Source organism: Paenibacillus sp. GCM10012306 (genome assembly GCF_042649265.1).
In the GTDB taxonomy this organism is placed as follows: domain Bacteria; phylum Bacillota; class Bacilli; order Paenibacillales; family Paenibacillaceae; genus Paenibacillus_AQ.
The window spans coordinates 650408-668976 of sequence record NZ_JBHRYW010000002.1; the positions used below are offsets into that span (position 1 = coordinate 650408).

The 18569-nt window shown below is 48.8% G+C and carries 14 protein-coding genes; 13 read left to right on the top strand and 1 reads right to left on the bottom strand.

Translation table 11 applies throughout. The features are described from left to right. Positions 1 to 26 precede the first annotated feature (26 nt). The 8 genes from ybaK to ACFORK_RS06775 all read left to right on the top strand — a co-directional run bounded on the left by ybaK (position 27) and on the right by ACFORK_RS06775 (position 9471). Positions 27 to 500, top strand: a complete 474-nt coding sequence (ybaK, locus tag ACFORK_RS06740) for a Cys-tRNA(Pro) deacylase (RefSeq protein ID WP_379197158.1) — start codon at positions 27 to 29, stop codon at positions 498 to 500. 196 nt (positions 501 to 696) lie between these two features. After that, positions 697 to 1884, top strand: a complete 1188-nt coding sequence (locus tag ACFORK_RS06745) for a GntR family transcriptional regulator (protein ID WP_379196904.1) — start codon at positions 697 to 699, stop codon at positions 1882 to 1884. A gap of 224 nt (positions 1885 to 2108) precedes the next feature. Further along, entirely contained in the window at positions 2109 to 3404 is a 1296-nt protein-coding gene (locus ACFORK_RS06750; RefSeq protein ID WP_379197160.1) for a glycoside hydrolase family 125 protein, read from the top strand. A 97-nt stretch (positions 3405 to 3501) separates the two neighbouring features. Beyond that, positions 3502 to 4803 (top strand): ABC transporter substrate-binding protein, encoded by a 1302-nt coding sequence (locus ACFORK_RS06755; protein WP_379196906.1) that lies wholly within the window; start codon positions 3502 to 3504, stop codon positions 4801 to 4803. Between the two features lie 172 nt (positions 4804 to 4975). Continuing rightward, a complete protein-coding gene (locus ACFORK_RS06760; protein ID WP_379196908.1) occupies positions 4976 to 5863 on the top strand; it encodes a carbohydrate ABC transporter permease in 888 nt (295 codons plus the stop codon). A 31-nt stretch (positions 5864 to 5894) separates the two neighbouring features. After that, the gene (locus ACFORK_RS06765) at positions 5895 to 6782 is read left to right on the top strand and encodes a carbohydrate ABC transporter permease (protein WP_379196910.1); all 888 of its coding nucleotides are present in this window, start codon (positions 5895 to 5897) and stop codon (positions 6780 to 6782) included. A gap of 39 nt (positions 6783 to 6821) precedes the next feature. Next, positions 6822 to 8354, top strand: a complete 1533-nt coding sequence (locus tag ACFORK_RS06770; RefSeq protein WP_379196912.1) for a glycoside hydrolase family 76 protein — start codon at positions 6822 to 6824, stop codon at positions 8352 to 8354. A gap of 61 nt (positions 8355 to 8415) precedes the next feature. After that, positions 8416 to 9471 carry a glycoside hydrolase family 76 protein gene (locus ACFORK_RS06775; protein WP_379196914.1) on the top strand — a complete coding sequence of 352 codons (1056 nt, stop codon included), beginning with the start codon at positions 8416 to 8418 and terminating at the stop codon, positions 9469 to 9471. A 593-nt stretch (positions 9472 to 10064) separates the two neighbouring features. Here ACFORK_RS06775 and ACFORK_RS06780 read toward each other — a convergent pair. After that, positions 10065 to 10379, bottom strand: coding sequence for a winged helix-turn-helix transcriptional regulator (locus tag ACFORK_RS06780; protein ID WP_379196916.1), 315 nt, complete (start codon positions 10377 to 10379; stop codon positions 10065 to 10067). Between the two features lie 192 nt (positions 10380 to 10571). Here ACFORK_RS06780 and zwf point away from each other — a divergent pair, with 192 nt between their 5' ends. From zwf to ACFORK_RS06805, 5 genes are all read left to right on the top strand, one after another. Continuing rightward, positions 10572 to 12083 carry a glucose-6-phosphate dehydrogenase gene (gene zwf, locus ACFORK_RS06785; protein ID WP_379196918.1) on the top strand — a complete coding sequence of 504 codons (1512 nt, stop codon included), beginning with the start codon at positions 10572 to 10574 and terminating at the stop codon, positions 12081 to 12083. A 105-nt stretch (positions 12084 to 12188) separates the two neighbouring features. Then, on the top strand, positions 12189 to 13088 hold the full coding sequence (gene gnd / locus ACFORK_RS06790) for a phosphogluconate dehydrogenase (NAD(+)-dependent, decarboxylating) (protein ID WP_379196920.1): 900 nt from the start codon (positions 12189 to 12191) through the stop codon (positions 13086 to 13088). Between the two features lie 210 nt (positions 13089 to 13298). Continuing rightward, positions 13299 to 13982, top strand: a complete 684-nt coding sequence (locus tag ACFORK_RS06795; protein WP_379196922.1) for a response regulator transcription factor — start codon at positions 13299 to 13301, stop codon at positions 13980 to 13982. After that, on the top strand, positions 13975 to 15351 hold the full coding sequence (locus ACFORK_RS06800; RefSeq protein WP_379196924.1) for a HAMP domain-containing sensor histidine kinase: 1377 nt from the start codon (positions 13975 to 13977) through the stop codon (positions 15349 to 15351). Before ACFORK_RS06795 ends, ACFORK_RS06800 begins: the two co-directional genes overlap by 8 nt. 65 nt (positions 15352 to 15416) lie before the next feature. Beyond that, positions 15417 to 18548, top strand: a complete 3132-nt coding sequence (locus ACFORK_RS06805; protein WP_379196926.1) for an efflux RND transporter permease subunit — start codon at positions 15417 to 15419, stop codon at positions 18546 to 18548. Positions 18549 to 18569 lie beyond the last annotated feature (21 nt).

An 18569-nucleotide genomic window follows, 5' to 3' on the forward strand; every position in this document is an offset into this window, starting at 1 on the left:
GGTAATTGAATGAAAGGTTGATGATGATGCAAGCGGGCAAAACCAATGCAATGCGCATTCTGGATGCGAAGAAGATTCCATACAATATATTTTCTTACGACCATGAGGATGGGCAAATCCATGGGACTGCGGTCGCCGATAAAATAGGCCAGCCTGCGGAGCAGGTCTTTAAGACGCTCGTATCGCATAGTGGTGCTAATATTTATGTGTTCGTAATCCCTGTGGGCGAAGAGCTGGATTTGAAGAAGGCGGCCAAAGCTGCTGGGGAGAAAAAGATCGAAATGCTGCCAATGAAGGATTTGCTGAAGTGGACTGGCTATATCCGCGGTGGCTGCTCCCCGGTAGGCATGAAGAAGCTATACCCGACGTATATTGATCAGAGTGCAGCGCACCTTGAGATGATGGCTGTCAGTGCGGGAAGAGTTGGCACACAGATGGGGCTTGCTCCGCAACAGCTTGCGGATACTGTGTCTGCCATTTTTACGGAGCTGATTAAATAGTACTAGCTGTACATGAAGTGGACATCTGCAAGATGTCAGGAGTGATTCCTCTTTATCGTTGTTCAGCACAGAATGAATCTGCGAGTGTTCTCCTCCATCTGTCAAGTGTTCGTGAAGAGTGATCGACAAACATAATATATCATGATATATTATTATGTATTAGATGAAATAATGAAAGTCAGGAGAACCGATGGCCATGAGTGAGACAACTTCTTCCAAGCCGATGTATGAGAAAATCTTTGACGAAGTGAAGCAGGACATCGTTACCCAAGTTTACAAGCTTGGTGAGCGCGTTCCCTCCGAGAAAGAGCTGGCTGAAGCCTATAACGTAAGCCGTATTACAAGTAAAAAAGCCCTGGAGCTGTTGGCAGCTGAGCGGTTGATTGTACGCAAGCCGGGCAGGGGCTCTTTTGTAGCAGATCCTGTACATGACTACATAGAAGAGGAAGCGCCTTCAGTAGAGCATCCTGACGAGTCCTCTGCCAAATTTGCGGATCAAGAACAGAAGACGATTGGCCTGATTATTACCGATTTTGGCAACAGTTATGGTACAGGGCTGATCTATGGCATGGAACAGGCTTCACGCGACAAGGACTGTTTTCTGGTGCTGAGAAGAACCTTTGGCATCCCTGAGAATGAGGAACAGTCGATTCAGAAGCTGCTGGGTCTCGGGGTAGACGGACTGATTGTGTTCCCGGCCCAAGGTGAATACTTCAATGCGGAGATTCTGAAGCTGGTGATCGATCGTTTTCCACTGGTTCTTATCGACCGTCATTTGAAGGGTGTGGCTGCGGCATCCATAAGCTCTGACAACCTGAAGGCTGCGCTTCAAGGCACAGAGTATCTATTTGATCTTGGGCATACGCATATTTCCTTTCTATCTCCACCGCCAGTGGATACGACCGCAGTGGAGGACCGGATTGAAGGGTTTATCCAGGCGCATGCGCAGCGCGGAATCATGGTTGACAAAGAGCTATGGGTCAGTGATCTGACCTCAACGCTGCCAAACTCCTTTAATGATGAGAATATTGAACGCGATATTTCACGCCTGGTCTCTCATTTGCAAAGCCACCCTACTATTACAGCGTTGTTCGCCATCGAATACAACATTGCTCTACTAGCCAAAACAGCGGTGGAACGGCTTGGGCTACGCATCCCTGAGGATATTTCTATTATTTGCTTCGACAGTCCGCCGACCCATTTGGGTGGGGGGTATTCCTTTACCCACATGCGGCAGAATGAAGAAGAGATGGGGCGGATTGCTGTTGAAAATGTGCTCAGTATCATGAATGGACGCAGTGTCCCGAACAAAATCATGCTGGACGCCCAGTTAATTACCGGTGAATCCACCGGTCCTGCCCGAGAAGATACAGGTACGGTCTAGCACCACAGTAGTCAATTCAATACGCCCGTTCGGGCTGTGATAACCAAAGAACTCTATCAGTTTATGATAGGGTTCTTTGGTTTTTTTGTACCTCTTTTTGTTCTGAACACCACCAATATAATATATCATTATCACAATAAAACATATTGACATATAATTAGTATACTAATATACTAATTTATGAAATCGCTTTATATTAAAGTATCGATAGGGAGGTTATTAAGCTGAGCTCAAACAAACAAATTCCACAGGCCATAGAAGAACTTATAGCCACCGTACATGAGAAGCTGGGGAATCGCCCCAGACTGGCAGGGATGTTTGAGAAGTGTCTACTTAACACATGGAATACGACGATCAAGCGTAAGCCCGATGGCACCACTTTTGTCATTACTGGGGATATCCCAGCCATGTGGCTGCGCGATTCGGCGGCTCAAGTCAGACCTTATCTGATCCTTGCTTCCAAGGATAAAGACATCGCAGATATGATCGAAGGGTTGGTCGAACGGCAATTCTCCTATATCCAGCTTGATCCGTATGCCAATGCTTTTAATGAAACTGCTGCTGGACACGGCCATCAAGACGATCTAACAGAGATGAACCCCTGGATATGGGAGCGGAAATACGAGATTGACTCCTTATGTTATCCGATTCAATTAAGTTATCTGTTATGGAAGAATACAGGACGAACTTCGCAGTTCAACCCGAATTTTGTAGCAGGGGTGTGGCGGATACTGGAACTGTGGAGCAGGGAACAGAATCATGAAAGCGATTCCGCTTATCGGTTCCAGCGGTTGAATTGCCCACCGACGGACACACTGGTACGTGATGGCCGAGGAAGTAACACTGCTTATACAGGGATGACCTGGTCAGGTTTTCGCCCCAGTGATGATGCCTGTGAATACGGTTATTTGGTACCGGCCAATATGTTCGCAGTAGTAGCTCTACGGTATGTGGAGGAGATTGCCCATGAGGTGCTGGGTGATGCTGATCTGGAGACAGCTGCATCCAAGCTTAAGAAGCAGATCGATGAGGGGATTCAACAACATGGGATTGTTCAGCATCCGGAATTCGGCAACGTGTATGTCTATGAAGCAGATGGCTTGGGAAATGTGAATCTCATGGATGATGCCAACGTGCCTAGCTTGTTGTCTATTCCTTATCTGGGCTATGCGGAAGCAAATGATCCCGTCTACCTCAACACCCGCAAGCTGATCTTAAGTAAGGCGAATCCTTATTATTATGAAGGCAGTGCCGCAGCTGGAATTGGTAGTCCGCATACCCCAGAGCGATATATTTGGCATATTGCATTAGCGATTCAGGGGATGACAGCGACAAGCCTTGAAGAACAGCAGGGGCTGCTGGATTTGTTGGAGCGAACCGATGCTGGAACCGGCTTTATGCATGAAGGGTTTCATGTGGATGATCCCGGCCAATTTACGAGACCGTGGTTCTCTTGGGCTAACATGATGTTCTGCGAGTTTTTGTTAATGACCTACGACATATCTGTTAACAGAAGCTGAGGAGACAGGGGAATCCTGTAACCTTGCCGTTACACAAGTCTATTGAACGCAATCCTATTTATTTCAGCTATATTACACAACAAAAGGGGATGAGAACATGAAGAAATGGTTGGTTACGGCGCTTACACTCAGTATGGTTACTGTTCTTTCGGCAGGCTGTGGAGGGAGTACCGGAACTTCTGAGAAAGGGGATGTCGGCAAAGGGGAAGGTGGAGCCAATGGTAAGAAGACAGAGCTTACCTTCTGGGGAGACTGGGGCGGCGAAGGCCAGAAGCAGTTCGAGACGATGGTCGATGCTTTTAATAAGTCACAGGATAAAATTCATGTTAAATATGTATTGCAGCAGGACATGATTACGAAGTTCCTGACCGCTGCCACCAATGGCGGATCGCCGGATATACTGTTCTGGGATCGCTGGCGGACTTCCCTCTATGCCCCCAAGAATGTTCTTCATCCCGTGGATGAATATCTGGCGCGTGACGGGATATCAAAAGATGATTTTTACAGTGAATCCTTAAAAGAACTTACCAACGACGGAAAATTGTACGGCCTGCCGCTCACAGTAGACGCGCGAGCTCTTTTCTACAATAAGAAGCTGTTGGCGGAAGCCGGACTTCAGCCTCCAACGACATGGGATGAGCTGGAGGCTGCCGCAACGAAGCTGACTAAATGGAAAGGCGACAAGCTTGAAGTAGCCGGTTTCTCCATGGGTGATCTTGGATTGTTCAATATGTATCTCCAGCAGGCGGGCGGCCAGATGCTGACCGAAGAGGGGAAGACCAACTTTAATAATGATAAAGGTAAGAAGGTACTGGAGTTCTGGGACCGCCTGATGAACAAAGATAAAGTGTACAAGGTCGGCTTCGAGCTGGGACTTGGCGAAGGCCAGGATGCTTTTGTCACAGGGAAGGTTGCCATGCTCTATTCCGGTCCTTGGATGCTGAGTACCTACAATAAATATGGTAAAGACCTGGAGTACGGCATCGTACCTCCACCAGCAGGACCGAATGGTGATAAGGGTAGTGTAATGGGTGGTTTTGGCCTTGTCATCCCTGAAGGCTCCAAGCACCATGATGAGGCATGGGAGTTCATCAAATGGTGGACAGCGAATAAGGACAACGCACTGCTGTGGGCGAAGACCAGTCTGAATTTGCCGGGCTACAAACCATCGCTGGAAGATCCATTCTTCAAGGATGATCCGCAATGGAAGCCATTCATGGAAACGCTGGAATTCGCGAAGATCCGTCCGCAACACCCTGGTTACTCGGTCATGGAGACGGATGCACTCTTGCCAAACCTCCAGCTCAATCAGCAAAACAAGCAGAGCATTGAAGAGACGCTGAAGAAAATACAGGAACAGGGCGATAAAATGCTCAAGGATAACGAGGTTGTGAAGTAAAACGAAGGAAATAAAGTCTCACAAGAAAAAGTAAAATGGCCGATGCCAAAGACTGCAGGGGGAGGCCTTGTCCTCCCTTCTGCAAATACTTGAAGCTGTTCTGCTCCGCTGGGAGACACGGACTTTATGAACATGGGCAAATTACTGAATGGAATATAGAGGGGGAACCCAAGTGACATCCGTCAGAAGGATTGAAAGGCATCAGGCTAGAACAGCATATTTCTTTATTACGCCGACACTGCTGCTGTTTTTAGTATTTACGGTCATCCCCGTTGTAATGGCCTTGTATTTAAGCTTTACGAATTACGATGTGCTCAGCCGAAATGATTGGATCGGACTCGATAACTATCGGCGTCTAATTGATGATGATCTGCTATGGAAAACCTTTCGGAACGTGTTTTTTTATGCGGTGATATTCGTTCCGCTGAATATCCTGATATCGGTGCTGCTGGCAGTGCTGCTCAGCCGGGCATGGCGCGGGGTTAAGTTATTCCGTACGTTGTATTATCTGCCAACCCTGACCTCTGCTGTAGCTGCGGCTACCGTATGGATCTGGTTGTTGCATCCTGAATTCGGAGCCATTAATGGTCTACTGTCCTATGTGGGGATCACGGGTCCGGCCTGGCTGTCTGAGACAAGTACTGCGATGCTGTCGATTATTATGCTGACGCTGTGGCAATCGGTCGGCTCTAATATGATCATTTACCTGGCTGGTTTGCAGGGTGTTCCAGATTATCTATATGAATCAGCGCGGCTGGATGGCGCGAACAAATTTGATTGCTTCCGGTACATTACGTGGCCGCAGCTTCGGCCGACAACCTTCTTGGTCAGCACAATGGCTATCATCAGCGCGCTCCAATTGTTCGACCAGGCTTTCGTACTTACTCAGGGCGGTCCAGCCAACATGACCAAAACGCCTGTCTATTTAATCTATCAGCAGGGCTTCAATCAGCTTCAAATGGGCTATGCGTCCGCGCAGGCATTTGTACTCGCGATGGCAATTCTCATCTTTTCGCTGATCAATATGCGAATATCGAAGTCGGAAGACCCAATCGTGTAGACGCATGCTAAGCAGAAGGGGGCTCAAAGGAATGGATACCAGTAGCAATTCCTCGTTGAAGCGGGGATTAAGCAAAACATTTTATTACATTTTGTGCATCGTGATAGCATTTATCATGTTCCTGCCATTTTACTGGAGCGTGCTAACATCGGTGAAGCCTGATGATGAAATCTTCTCAATGCCAATCAAGTGGTTCCCGTCACATCTGTCTTTAGAGCATTACCGGAAGGCGTTTACGACCGTACCGTTTGGTCTTTACTTCTGGAACTCACTGGTGCTGGCGATAGCGGGTGTGCTGGCCAACCTGTTTTTCGGATCGCTTAGCGGTTATGCTTTTGCGAAACTGAAGTTCAAACTGAACAAGCCGATTTTCCGTGTCCTGCTGGCAGCCATGATGATTCCGGGCATCGTCACCATGATTCCGACGGTCTATGTTATGCGCCATATCCCACTTATGGGCGGGAATGATATTTTTGGCAGCGGGGGCATAGGGATTATGAATTCCTTCTGGGGCATTATTTTGCCGGGCGCTTCAGGGACCTTCGCAGTATTCTTCATGCGGCAGTTCTTCCTGACACTTCCGAATGACATGATGGAGATGGCCCGGATTGAGGGTTGTAGCGAATTCAAGATTTTCTGGCGCATTTATTTGCCACTGACAAAGCCGGCGCTGGCTACCCTGAGTATTTTTACTTTTCAGGCGGGCTGGAATAGCTTCCTGTGGCCGATGATTGTGCTAAATGATCCTGATAAAGCGACTATTCAGATGGGGCTACAAGCTTTCTCATATAATTTCCAGACCGATTATGGGCCAATGATGGCGGGGGCGCTCGTGGCAATTCTTCCGATTCTGGTTCTATTCCTTGCATTGCAGCGTTACTTTGTGCAGGGAATTGCCTTCAGTGGTATTAAGGGTTAAGTGCCTTCTTATCTAACTTCATATAGGAGATGATGGAAATTGGCAAAGTTCGGCAAGAAGGCATCGGCTATCGCTAGAGGGATTTTGGCGGCTGTGCTTCTGATTGCACCCTTTGGGGGAGAACAACGTGCGGCTGCGTTTACAACAGCAAATGCTGATGCAGCGATGAATAGTTTTATCAATACCTTTTATGATCCTGTAGCGAAATATTTCTATACCAACAGCGACCATCAGATTCATCCTGAGCATGCGCACGGACCAGACGGTGGACTGTATACCGATTTCTGGTGGGAGGCCCAGCTGTGGGAAACGGTGATGGATGCGTATGAGCGGACTGGCAGCAGCACCTACCGTGCCATGATTGATGATATTTATGCCGGATTTAATGCGAAATACCCGGGTATGATGACCAATAAATTTAATGATGATCTCGGTTGGTGGGCGCTCGCCTCTATGAGGGCTTATGAACTGACTGGCACCGCAGAGTATCGAAACCGTGCGTCGTTCCTGTTCGACCAGATCTGGGGCGATTGGGACAGTACGTATGGCGGTGGAATTTGGTGGAAGCGGGACGGCACTTCACCGCAGAAGAACATGGCGACCAATGCGCCAATGGTGATGACGGCTATCAAGCTGAAGAATGCGACCGGCAACAACGATTATTTGACAAAAGCGCAGAGTATCTACAGCTGGATTCAGAGCAGATTGGTTTCCGGCAGCAAAATTAATGACCACGTCGAAGGTTCTGGTTCCGGGACGGTGGTAGACTGGGACTTTACTTATAATTACGGCACGTATCTCGGCGCGGCGCTGGCTTTGAATCAGGCTACGGGCAATGCGTCCTACCTCACGGATGCGAATACCGCTGCAGCCTATGTTATTGATAAAATGACGCTCTCCAATACGCTTATGTACGAAGGAGAAAATGATTCACCGGGCTTTCGCATGGTATTCGCCCGCAATTTGAACCAGTTGCGGAAGGCAACAGGGAATGCCGCTTACTTAAATTTCTTGCAACAGAACGCTACGCAGGCTTTTAACCACCGCCGGGCATCTGATGGAATCATTGACAGCGACTGGACTGCGCCTGCCAGAAGCGGATATATCCAGTCGATCGCTGCCGCTGCAGGCGCTTCGATTCTGCAACTGGTTCCTCCAGATAATTACACCGGACCGATTGCCGGCAACGGAACGTATGAGGCTGAGAACGCCCGTCGCTACGGCATTAACAATGAATCCTCGCAGCCAGGCTTCTCAGGACGGGGTTATACAGCGGGTTGGAACACGGATAATACGAAAATTGTGTTCCACGTCAATCAGAACAGTGCCGGTACACAGACAATTAGCTTCCGTTACGCTGCAGGTGCGGGGGATGCCGGACGGTATGTCAAAGTGAATGGTACGGTGGTCCGTAGTAATTTGATTTTTAACGGTACAAGCAGTTGGTCCGCCTGGAACACGGTGACGCTAAACGTTCCGCTGAATGCAGGCTACAACTCTATTGAGCTTGGAATTGATAGTACCAAGGGCAATAGCAATTATCTCAATTTAGATAAAATGACGGGGCTTTAAGCAGCGCTGTCAGATGTGCAGGGCTGCTTGAGAAGAACCGGGTGATCAGGGAGAGAAGCATATGAATCAATTAAAGCTTAAATTGTGGGAGGAACGAGCGGATCAGGCGCAGGAAGCACTGGATACGCTATTCTGGAATGATGACATCGGGATGTACAACATCGAGACACCTTGTCCGAATGGGGAATGCAATACGATTTTTCACTACTGGTGGATGGCCCATGCTGTAGACGTCCTTGTGGATGGACTGCTGCGAACAGGTGACAACCGTTATGCTGCTCATCTGGCCTCCATGCATCAAGGGCTGTTGAAGCGTAATGGCGGAGTGTGGCCCAATGAATTGTATGATGACATGGAATGGATGGCCTTGGCTTGGTTACGGGCTTATCAGGCTACAGGCCAGGAGACTTACAAAGAAACGGTGCTTATCCTCTGGAAGGATATTCTGACTGGTTGGAATGAGCATATGGACGGTGGTATTGCCTGGCAAAAATCACAGCTGGATTATAAGAACACGCCCGCCAATGCGCCGGCAGTGATTCTAGCGACTCGTCTGTATCAGGCCTTCGGCGATGCCGAAGCCTTGAACTGGGCCCAGCGGATCTACACGTGGCTAAAAGGGCACCTGGTTGACGCAGAGACAGGTTTCGTCTGGGATGGAATGAACCGAGCCGGGGACGGTGGCATCGACAAGGACTGGAAGTTCACCTACAACCAAGGGGTGTACATCGGCGCAGCCATAGAGCTGTACCGGATTACCGGTGATGACGGTTATCTGGATGATGCCCGCCGCACCTTCCAGGCGGCGGTGGCGGAGCTTGCGGAAGCCGGGCATGGCGGCTTGCCGGATGAAGGCGGCGGGGATGCCGGGCTGTTCAAAGGCATCCTGGTCCGCTACATGGCCGAGCTATGCAAGGTCGATCGCGGGTTTGGCGCGCCTGCGGATTTCCTCCGCGCCAATGGGGATCTACTCTGGGCGCACGGGAAATCCGGCGGCTGGGCGCTGTTCGGCACGGATTGGAATCGTGCCAATGGTGAGGTCATCCAGTTAAGTTCACAGCTCAGCGGAATAATGCTGCTGGAGATGCTGGCCGAACTGGAGAAAGTACAGAACTAGTTAAAGCGAACTTATGACACGAACGCTATGAATTTATAAATCCCTGTTAGGACAGAGGAAGGTTCATAATGCTAATTCATAAATTCCGCATAGATCTTTGGGAAATGACGCTGAGTTATTAGCAGCATGACTCAATAGATCATGAGCTATCATTGAGTTTTGGATGATATATCAACATATTTGGTATAAGATAACATTTAATTAGTAGTAAGCTAATATTATTCTAACTATGAATACGCTCTAACGAAGAGGCAGAGGTTTGGTGGTGGGTTGGCCTGGAAGAGGATCAGAGGGGCTATACAGGAGAACTATGAGCGACAAGAATAGAAGAAGAATTGCAGGCACAGAGTTTCATTTAACCATTTGAGAGCGCTGCTAGAGATCGTTCAACGTGTCGAATGATAAATCGCCAGGTGTCCCAAGCCATAATGGCTGTGGGGCGCCTTTTTTGAATTGTGGCTCTGAGCTCGCTCCGAGATTCTTCATAAGATATGCACAGAGATTCCATTAAGTTTTGCTCTAAGGCGCTTTTGAGTTATAATTAGTAGATATGCAAAAACAACCATATAAAAGGAAGTGCATGGAGTCTGCGCTCAGAGCCATTTTATTCCCCACGCCTCAACATGGCCTAAGGCATCGCCGAGTTCTTTGCCCTTCTCGGTCAAAGTGTATTCTGTGCGGACAGGCCGATCCGGAATGACATGACGCTTCAGAATGCCGGATTCCTCCAGCTCTTTGAGACGCTCATTCAGCATCCGTTTGCTGAGGCCAGGAACCATGGCATTTAGTTCATTGAACCGTTTGGACCCTTCCATCAGCACGTGTACAATGAGATTGACCCACTTCTTACCTATGATATGGTAGGCGAGTTCGGCGCTTTCCTGGAGTGGCTTTGACTCTTCATTCATAAGGGTTCATCCTTCAGTGGTTATTATAAATAGCTTTCTTACTATAACATAGTATAGTGAAAACAATAACTCCTGTAAATGTCGAAATGATGTTGACGAATGGACATTATCGTCGTATGATGTGTGATATAAAAGTTAAGAAGTAATTAATAGTAACCTCATAAATATTTATTAACAACAGGAGGAATTAAAGTGGAATCATCAACTTTTGTGCTATTTGGCGCTACCGGAGATTTGGCAAAACGGAAAATATATCCCGCTTTATATAACCTGTTTTTAGATGGTAAGATCTCTCCACCTTTATCTGTAATCGGCCTCGGCAGACGGGAACTGTCGAACGAAGCGTTTCAAGCACAGGTATTGAATTCCCTTCAAACCTTCTCAAGGAAACCAGCAGAGGATTCCGAAGCGCTACAAACGTTCATTCAGGCTTTTGAATATACAGTGCTCGACGTAGGCCGCCCAGAAGACTATGTGAAGCTGCTGGGACATGTCAAGGCTCGGGAAGAAGCCCTCGGCATTCCTGAGAATCGAATGTTTTATCTGTCGGTCGGTCCTGAATTTTTCGGGGAAATTGCGGCGAACATCAATACCAGTGGACTTGGCTCGACGAAGGGCTGGAAGCGCCTGGTGATCGAGAAGCCGTTCGGTACGGATCTGGCGTCAGCGAGAGTGCTGAATGAGAGCCTGTCGGCAGCATTTAAAGAAGAAGAGATTTTCCGGATTGACCACTTCCTAGGTAAGCCAATGGTGCAGAATCTGGAAGTGCTCAAATATTCTAACCCAGTGCTGAGAGCACTTTGGAAAAACCGTTATATTGCCAATGTGCAGATTACAGCGAGCGAAACGGTTGGGGTAGAAGAACGGGCCGGTTATTACGATAAATCCGGCGCGCTGCGGGATATGTTCCAGAATCACATGCTCCAGCTATTGATGATGACAGCCATGCAGCTTCCTAAAGGAAGCACGCCGGAAGATGTCAGCAACAAGAAACGGTATGTAATGGAATCTCTTCGTCCGTTGATAAAAGAGGACCTTGCGCATAACGTCGTTCTGGGACAATATGCAGCCGGGGAAATCAAGGGCAATCCAGTACCAGGCTATCTGGAGGAACCGGGAATTGACTCCAGCTCGCGGAATGAGACTTACATTGCTGCCCGCCTTTGGATTGAAGATGCGATGTGGAACGAGGTACCGATCTATATTCGGACCGGGAAACGAATGAAAGAAAAGTCCACGCGAATTGTCATTGAATTCAAAGAACCACTTAATGATTATAACAATCTGAATAAAGGGAACACTGACCCTAACCTGCTGATTATTGATATCAGTCCGAATGAAGCTATTACGTTGCAGCTCAACACCAAAGATCCGCTTCGTACCGGCAAGCTGGAACCTGTCCGCATCAATTATCAGCTCGGTAACCCGGAAATTCCGGAATCTTACGAGAACCTCATTTATGACGCCCTCCGCGGTGACTCCACCTTCTTTGCCCATTGGGATGAAGTGGAGCTGTCCTGGCAGTGGGTGCAGCCGATCCAAGAAGCGATGGAAGAAGGGCTTCTGGAGTTGCACAGCTATGCTGCTGGCTCCCACGGTCCTGCTGCAGCTGCTGAGCTGCTTGGTGACGACCACTGGTGGCTGGACGAGACAGAGGAGCTTGAGGTTCAAGGGATTCAATCCGTACCGGCCGGTGTTCTGTAATTTCTAACCGCGTCCAGGGGCTTGAAGCCCCTGGATGTTCTTTTTCTATGCACCAATTTGGGTAAGCTTTAGACCATACATGATCATACACAGGAGGGAATTTTGATGAAGGTAGGATTAATCGGACTTGGAAAAATGGGCTTCAACCTGGGGTTGAATTTGTTGGAACACGGTCATGAGGTAGCGGCGTTCGACCTGAATACACCAGCTGTGGAAGAAATGATCAAGAGTGGAGCGGAAGGTGCAGCAAGCCTGGCAGAGCTTGTGAGCAAATTAGAGAAGCCTCGCATTCTCTGGATCATGGTCCCCCATCAGGTCGTTGACAATGTGATCGCTGAGCTGACTCCGCTGTTATCACAAGGTGATATCGTCATTGAAGCGGGGAACTCCCATTACAAGCAGTCCATTAGCCGTTATGAGGCCCTGCACCAGCATGGAATCAGCTTCATGGATGCTGGAACATCGGGTGGAATGGAAGGTGCTCGGAACGGCGCCTGTTACATGATTGGCGGCGATCCGGAGGCATGGGCGATTGTCGAGCCGCTGTTCCGGGATACTTCGGTAGAGAATGGATATCTCTATGCAGGCAAATCTGGCAGCGGGCATTTCCTGAAGATGGTGCATAACGGGATTGAATATGGGATGATGGCTGCGATCGGAGAAGGCTTCGAGGTTCTGGAGAAAAGCGGATTTGATTTCAACTTCGAACAGGTGGCTCGGGTATGGAATAATGGCTCTGTCATCCGTTCCTGGCTGATGGAGCTGGTGGAACGCGCTTTCTCCAAAGATGCCAAGCTGGAGGAGATTAAAGGCGTGATGCATTCCTCTGGTGAAGGTCGGTGGACGCTGGAAACTGCCTTTGATCTTCAGGCGGCTACACCGGTTATCGCCATGTCGCTGCTGATGCGTTACCGTTCGCTGGAGACGGATACTTTTACCGGCAAGGTGGTTGCAGCGCTGCGTAACGAGTTCGGTGGTCATGCCGTGGAATCCCAGGATAAATAATTCGGCGATTTCTGCATCAGGAATTTTTTCCATAATCGCGGTACTATAAGTTACTCCAGTAGCGCTGGCAGAAGCAATGACAACCTTACTCCATGTAAAATCCTAATGTATCGTTAGGTTGTAATGTTCCGTTCACTTTCAGTACAAATTAGGCCGATATACTAAAGTGATGATTTTCAGGGAAAACAACTGGATGAGGTGTGGTACAGCGTGACAACAATTATGGTGGCCGATGATGAGGCGCATATTCGAGAACTGGTTAGCCTTTTTCTGAAGGATGAAGGCATGGAAATTGTAGAGGCAAGCAATGGCGCGGATGCCTGGAGTTATTACGAGAAACATAATGTCGATCTCGTAATTATAGATATTATGATGCCCGGTATGGACGGATGGGAACTGTGCAGACGGGTTCGGGAAGCTGGTGACAGACCGGTCCTGATGATTACAGCCAAAGGTGAACCCGCCGACAAAATCAAGGGTTTTCGACTGGGCACCGATGACTACCTCGTTAAGCCGTTTGATCCGATGGAGATGGTCATGAGAGTCAAGGCGCTGCTGAAACGATACGGTATTTCCATATCCCATACCATCAAGCTGGGCAGAATTACGTTAGACAAGAGGGGATATCATGTCCTGCATGAGGATACCGGTCAATTGACTACTTTGCCGCTTAAGGAATTCGAGCTGTTATGGAAGTTGGCAAGTTACCCGGGTCAAATCTTCACACGTGATATGCTGATCCGCCAGATTTGGGGCTATGAGTATTTTGGCGATGAGCGAACCGTCGATACACATATCAAACGGCTGCGGGACCGGTTTCAGCCACATAGCGGTGACTTCCGGATTGTTACGCTGCGAGGTGTAGGTTACCGGCTGGAGGTTATGCATGATTAAGTCACTGTATGTCCGGGTCGTACTAACCTTTTTAGGTGCCGTTATCCTGAGTATTTTCGTAGCATCTCTGTTGATAAATCGCATCTATGTGGAACAAATCAAGAATGCGATGCAGGATCATATGATATCCAGTGGAAAAATGATGATCAAGGCCTATGAGCAGGCAGAGGGAGGAGACCTGGATTACCTAATGACAGGCATCTCCTCTCTTCCGCGCTATGATGTACATATGTACGATAGCAAGGGGAAACTGCTTTATGTGAGCAGTGACGTTAAACAAAGGCAGTTAGAGCTGGAAGCCGCCCATGTTTCGGAGGTCTTGCATGGGGGTGTTTTTCGCAGTGAATTTAATAAAGGTGAGGGTGGCATGACGGTTGGCCTTCCACTGACTGTGAATGGATCTCCTGGCGCATTATTTATCACACCTGAGGCCAACGAGCTAGTGGGCATGATCGCCGGCTTCCTGAAATCCCAATTGCTGTTCATTCTAGGCTTCGGTAGTCTGTTCATTCTGATTGCCGCCAGGTATATTGTTCAGCCACTCCGGCGCTTGACCCGGGCGACCCGGAGAATGGCCAAAGGAGATTTCAGTGTCAGTCTCAGCAGCAAGCGCAGTGACGAGATCGGCCAACTGACCCAAAGCTTTAACGTTATGGCCCGGGAACTGGGCATGCTCGAAGAAAGCCGCAAGCAATTCGTGTCGGATGTATCCCATGAAATTCAGTCACCATTGACATCCATTAAGGGGTTCACGCAGGCGCTTAAATACAAGCAGCTTGATGAACAGACCCGCATGCGACTGCTGGATATCATCGAAGCCGAGAGCGACCGCTTGTCCAGACTGAGTGGTGATTTGCTGCAACTCTCCACACTGGAATATGAGCATATGCAGCTGTCCCCGGGAAAATTCTCTCTGGATGAGCAGCTTCGTCAAGTGGTCATTTCGCTGGAGCCGCAGTGGTCCAGCAAAGAGATGACAGTTAATCTTGATGTGCTGCCGGTAACTATAGAAGCGGATGAAGACCGCTTGAGTCAAATATGGAGCAATTTGTTAAGTAACAGTATTAAACATACCAACAACGGCGGAACCATTGACATTAAAGTCTCTTTAACTGGAGAGCAGGTGCAGGTGGAGATATCTGATACCGGATCAGGGATTCCTGAGGATGAACTCCATCATATTTTCAAACCCTTCTATAAAGTGGATAAATCCAGAGAGCGGAAAGTTGGCGGCAGCGGCCTCGGATTATCTATCGTCAAACGAATTGTCGACCTGCATAAGGGTCAGATTGAAATCGCCAGCACTCAGGGAAAAGGAACTACGGTCTCTGTTCAGCTCCCCCAATTCTACTACAAGCCCGAATTGTAATCCTCAGTTCACATTGAGGACAAATTCGGGCTTTATACTGTGGTCAGATAGAGGAGGAGAGAAGAATGAACTTTTTAAGTAAAATCAGTTTGAAAAATTCAGTGGCTGTGCTGATCCTGTTTGCCCTTATTATGGGCTATGGCGCATATTCAGCGACACAGATCAAGCAACAGACTTTCCCGGATATTGAATTTCCTGCGGTGTTTATCCAGGCGATTAATCCTGGGGCATCGACAGAAGAGATGGAGACAGGGGTTACAAAACCGATTGAGGATAGCCTGAAGAATTTTGCCGGGTATGATTCCTTAACGAGTACTTCGACAGAGAATGCGTCCAGCATCTCGATCCAGTTTCCATTCGGTTCCGACATGGACAAATTATCTACGGATATTGAGGCTTCGCTGGCAAAATTGAAGCTACCAGAGAATGCCAAGGTGAGCGTGCAGCGTCTTTCGGCGGGTGCGATGCCGATCTACCAGGCGGCAATCTTCTCTACAGGCAATGACTCTGAGAAATTGACCCGGAAGCTTGAGGACGATGTAGTTCCGGCTTTGCAGAAGCTTGAAGGCGTCAGCTCTGTGACACTGAAAGGAGCAGCTTCGGACCAATTGCAAATTGTCGTTGACAAAGAGAAGGCTTCCAGACTGGGGATCTCATTGAGCTCCATCCAGACAGCTTTGCAGGGCTTAAATTATGCGTTGCCGCTTGGTAATGTATCCGAGGGTGAGACCACGATTCCTATTCGACTCTCAGGCTCAGCTACTACTCTGCAGCAAATCAAGGATTTACCGCTCGGTCCAGCCGGTGGACAAGGTGGGGGCATGGCAGCTGGACCTGGTTCTTCTGGCGGAGCTGGGCCGCAACAAGGGAGAGGCGCAGTCCCAGGCGGTCAGGTGGTTACGACACCAGCTGTGATCAAGCTTTCCGATATTGCAACGGTAACCAGCTCTGCACAAGTCGATGAAATTACACGTTACAATGGGCAACCGAGTCTGGTGCTGGAAGTGGTCAAGAACCAGGATGCCAACACAGCTGATGTAGGCGATGCAGTTCAAAATTTGCTGGATTCCTACAAGAGTGATCATATAGAAGCTCATGTGATTTCGAACCAGGGAGAGGAAATCAAGGAATCGGTCAATTCTTTGATTCGGGAAGGATTGTACGGGGCATTATTCTGCATCATTATTATCTTCCTGTTCCTGCGCAATGTACGGGCAACGCTTATCTCTATTCTGTCACTGCCAATCTCCATTTTTGCCACAATCGCAGTGATGAATCAAATGGGATACACCCTGAATATTATGACACTGGGTGGGATTGCCGTATCCATAGGACGTATAGTCGATGATAGTATCGTGGTCATTGAGAATATTTACAGATGGCGTCAAGAGAAAGGCACTTCGCTGAAGAGCAAGGAATTAACTTACCGGGCGACCAAGGAAGTGATCAGCCCAGTCCTTTCCTCGACGCTTGCCACAGTGGTGGTATTTGCTCCACTTGGCTTCGTGAGCGGCGTGATTGGCGAGTTCTTCCGTCCGTTTTCTCTCGCCGTCGTGATTTCTATTGTGGCGAGTCTGCTGGTCGCTGTAATGCTTATTCCAGTGCTCGGTGCCTCTTTCTTCAAAAAGGTAAAGCCGCATAAGAGCGAAAGCAGACTTACAGGCCTATACGAGCGCCTGATTAACGCTGCGCTGAAACGCAAGTGGCTGGTTATGATTCTGTCACTGGTACTTCTTGCTGGCTCGCTTAGCTCCATTCCTTTGCTCGGCGTAGCATTTCTACCGGCAGATTCTGTGCCAACGGCTTCAATACAGCTGGCGCTTCCAGCGGGAAGTGGCACAGAACAGGGTGATAGGGTTAGTAAAGAAGTAGAGGGTTATGTCAAAAATCTTGCCGGGGTGACGAATTACCAGGTCGCTATTGGCGGCTCCTCTGGTAATCCGATGCGATCCTCAGGCAGTGCGGCCAATCAGGCTACAGTGACGGCGCAATTTGCGAAGAGTGCCGACATGGAGGCTATTATTGACAAGGCTCAGGCTGACCTGCCGGCGCTGGTGGAGAAAGTCATTCCCGGCACGACAGTGTCAGTCAAGGCGGGCGAGCAGCAGGGTCTGCCTACCGGTATCAATATTGATGTCAGTCTCTATTCAGATAATATGGACGATTTGTCCAAGGCCTCCAAGCAAGTCGAGGATCTGATGGGGCAAAATAGCAATCTCAAGGATGTTACGAACAATATGAACGAGGTAACTCCGAAATGGGAGCTTACCCTCAATCAAAAAGGGATAGATGAGAATGTTAGCCCTTATGTGCTCATGCAGGCAGTAACAGAACAGCTCAAGCCTGTACATGCAGGGACCTATACACTGGACAGCAAGGAACAAACGGTCACACTGTCCTACCGTCAGCAAATTACCTCGCTGGAGGCGCTCAAGAGCATTCCGGTGCCTACGTCCGGCGGAATGCAGACCTTGGGCGATGTAGCCGATATCTCAGTTCGTGAGGCTCTGGTTACAGTTAACCATAATGATGGCAAAACCTATGCGAAAGTTACGGGGACTGTAAAAGGAGACAACACATCCGTTGTCACCCGTGAGGTGCAAAAGGATATTGCCGCCCTATCCCTGCCTGATAGCGTTGAAGTCAGCTATGGCGGCGGCATGGCGATGATGAAGGAGGGCTTTACGAACCTTGGTATTGCAATGGCAGCAGCGGTTGGACTTGTGTTTCTGGTAATGAGCATCACCTTTGGCGGTGTGGTTACCCCGCTGATTATCCTGTCTTCTCTGATCTTCATTCCGGTCGGTTCTCTGGGAGCATTGTTGATTACAGGGCAAGCCTTGTCCATGAGCGGAATGATAGGCATGCTGATGTTGGTCGGAATTGTTGTCACGAACGCTGTCGTTCTGCTTGACCGTGTAGAAAAGAATCGTAAGAGCGGCCAACCGATCACCGAGGCCATTGTCGAGGCTTGCAAAACACGGCTTAGACCGATTCTGATGACCGCACTGGCGACAATGCTGGCCCTGATGCCACTGGCATTATCAGGTTCCTCTACAAGTCTGATCTCTGGCGGCTTGGCAGTGACGGTGATCGGCGGTCTATTCACTTCCACCTTGCTTACGCTGATTGTTGTTCCGGTTCTCTACGAGATCGTGTGGAAGAAGCGTAAGGTCAGAGAAGTTGAAAACTTTTAACAAAACGACATGTTATTTACG

Bases quoted from the DNA above. Each gene is read 5' to 3' on its own strand.
- ybaK (WP_379197158.1), top strand. From the start codon at position 27: ATGCAAGCGGGCAAAACCAATGCAATGCGCATTCTGGATGCGAAGAAG.
- ACFORK_RS06745 (WP_379196904.1), top strand. From the start codon at position 697: ATGAGTGAGACAACTTCTTCCAAGCCGATGTATGAGAAAATCTTTGAC.
- ACFORK_RS06755 (WP_379196906.1), top strand. From the start codon at position 3,502: ATGAAGAAATGGTTGGTTACGGCGCTTACACTCAGTATGGTTACTGTT.
- ACFORK_RS06765 (WP_379196910.1), top strand. From the start codon at position 5,895: ATGGATACCAGTAGCAATTCCTCGTTGAAGCGGGGATTAAGCAAAACA.
- ACFORK_RS06775 (WP_379196914.1), top strand. From the start codon at position 8,416: ATGAATCAATTAAAGCTTAAATTGTGGGAGGAACGAGCGGATCAGGCG.
- ACFORK_RS06780 (WP_379196916.1), bottom strand. From the start codon at position 10,379: ATGAATGAAGAGTCAAAGCCACTCCAGGAAAGCGCCGAACTCGCCTAC.
- gnd (WP_379196920.1), top strand. From the start codon at position 12,189: ATGAAGGTAGGATTAATCGGACTTGGAAAAATGGGCTTCAACCTGGGG.
- ACFORK_RS06800 (WP_379196924.1), top strand. From the start codon at position 13,975: ATGATTAAGTCACTGTATGTCCGGGTCGTACTAACCTTTTTAGGTGCC.
- ACFORK_RS06805 (WP_379196926.1), top strand. From the start codon at position 15,417: ATGAACTTTTTAAGTAAAATCAGTTTGAAAAATTCAGTGGCTGTGCTG.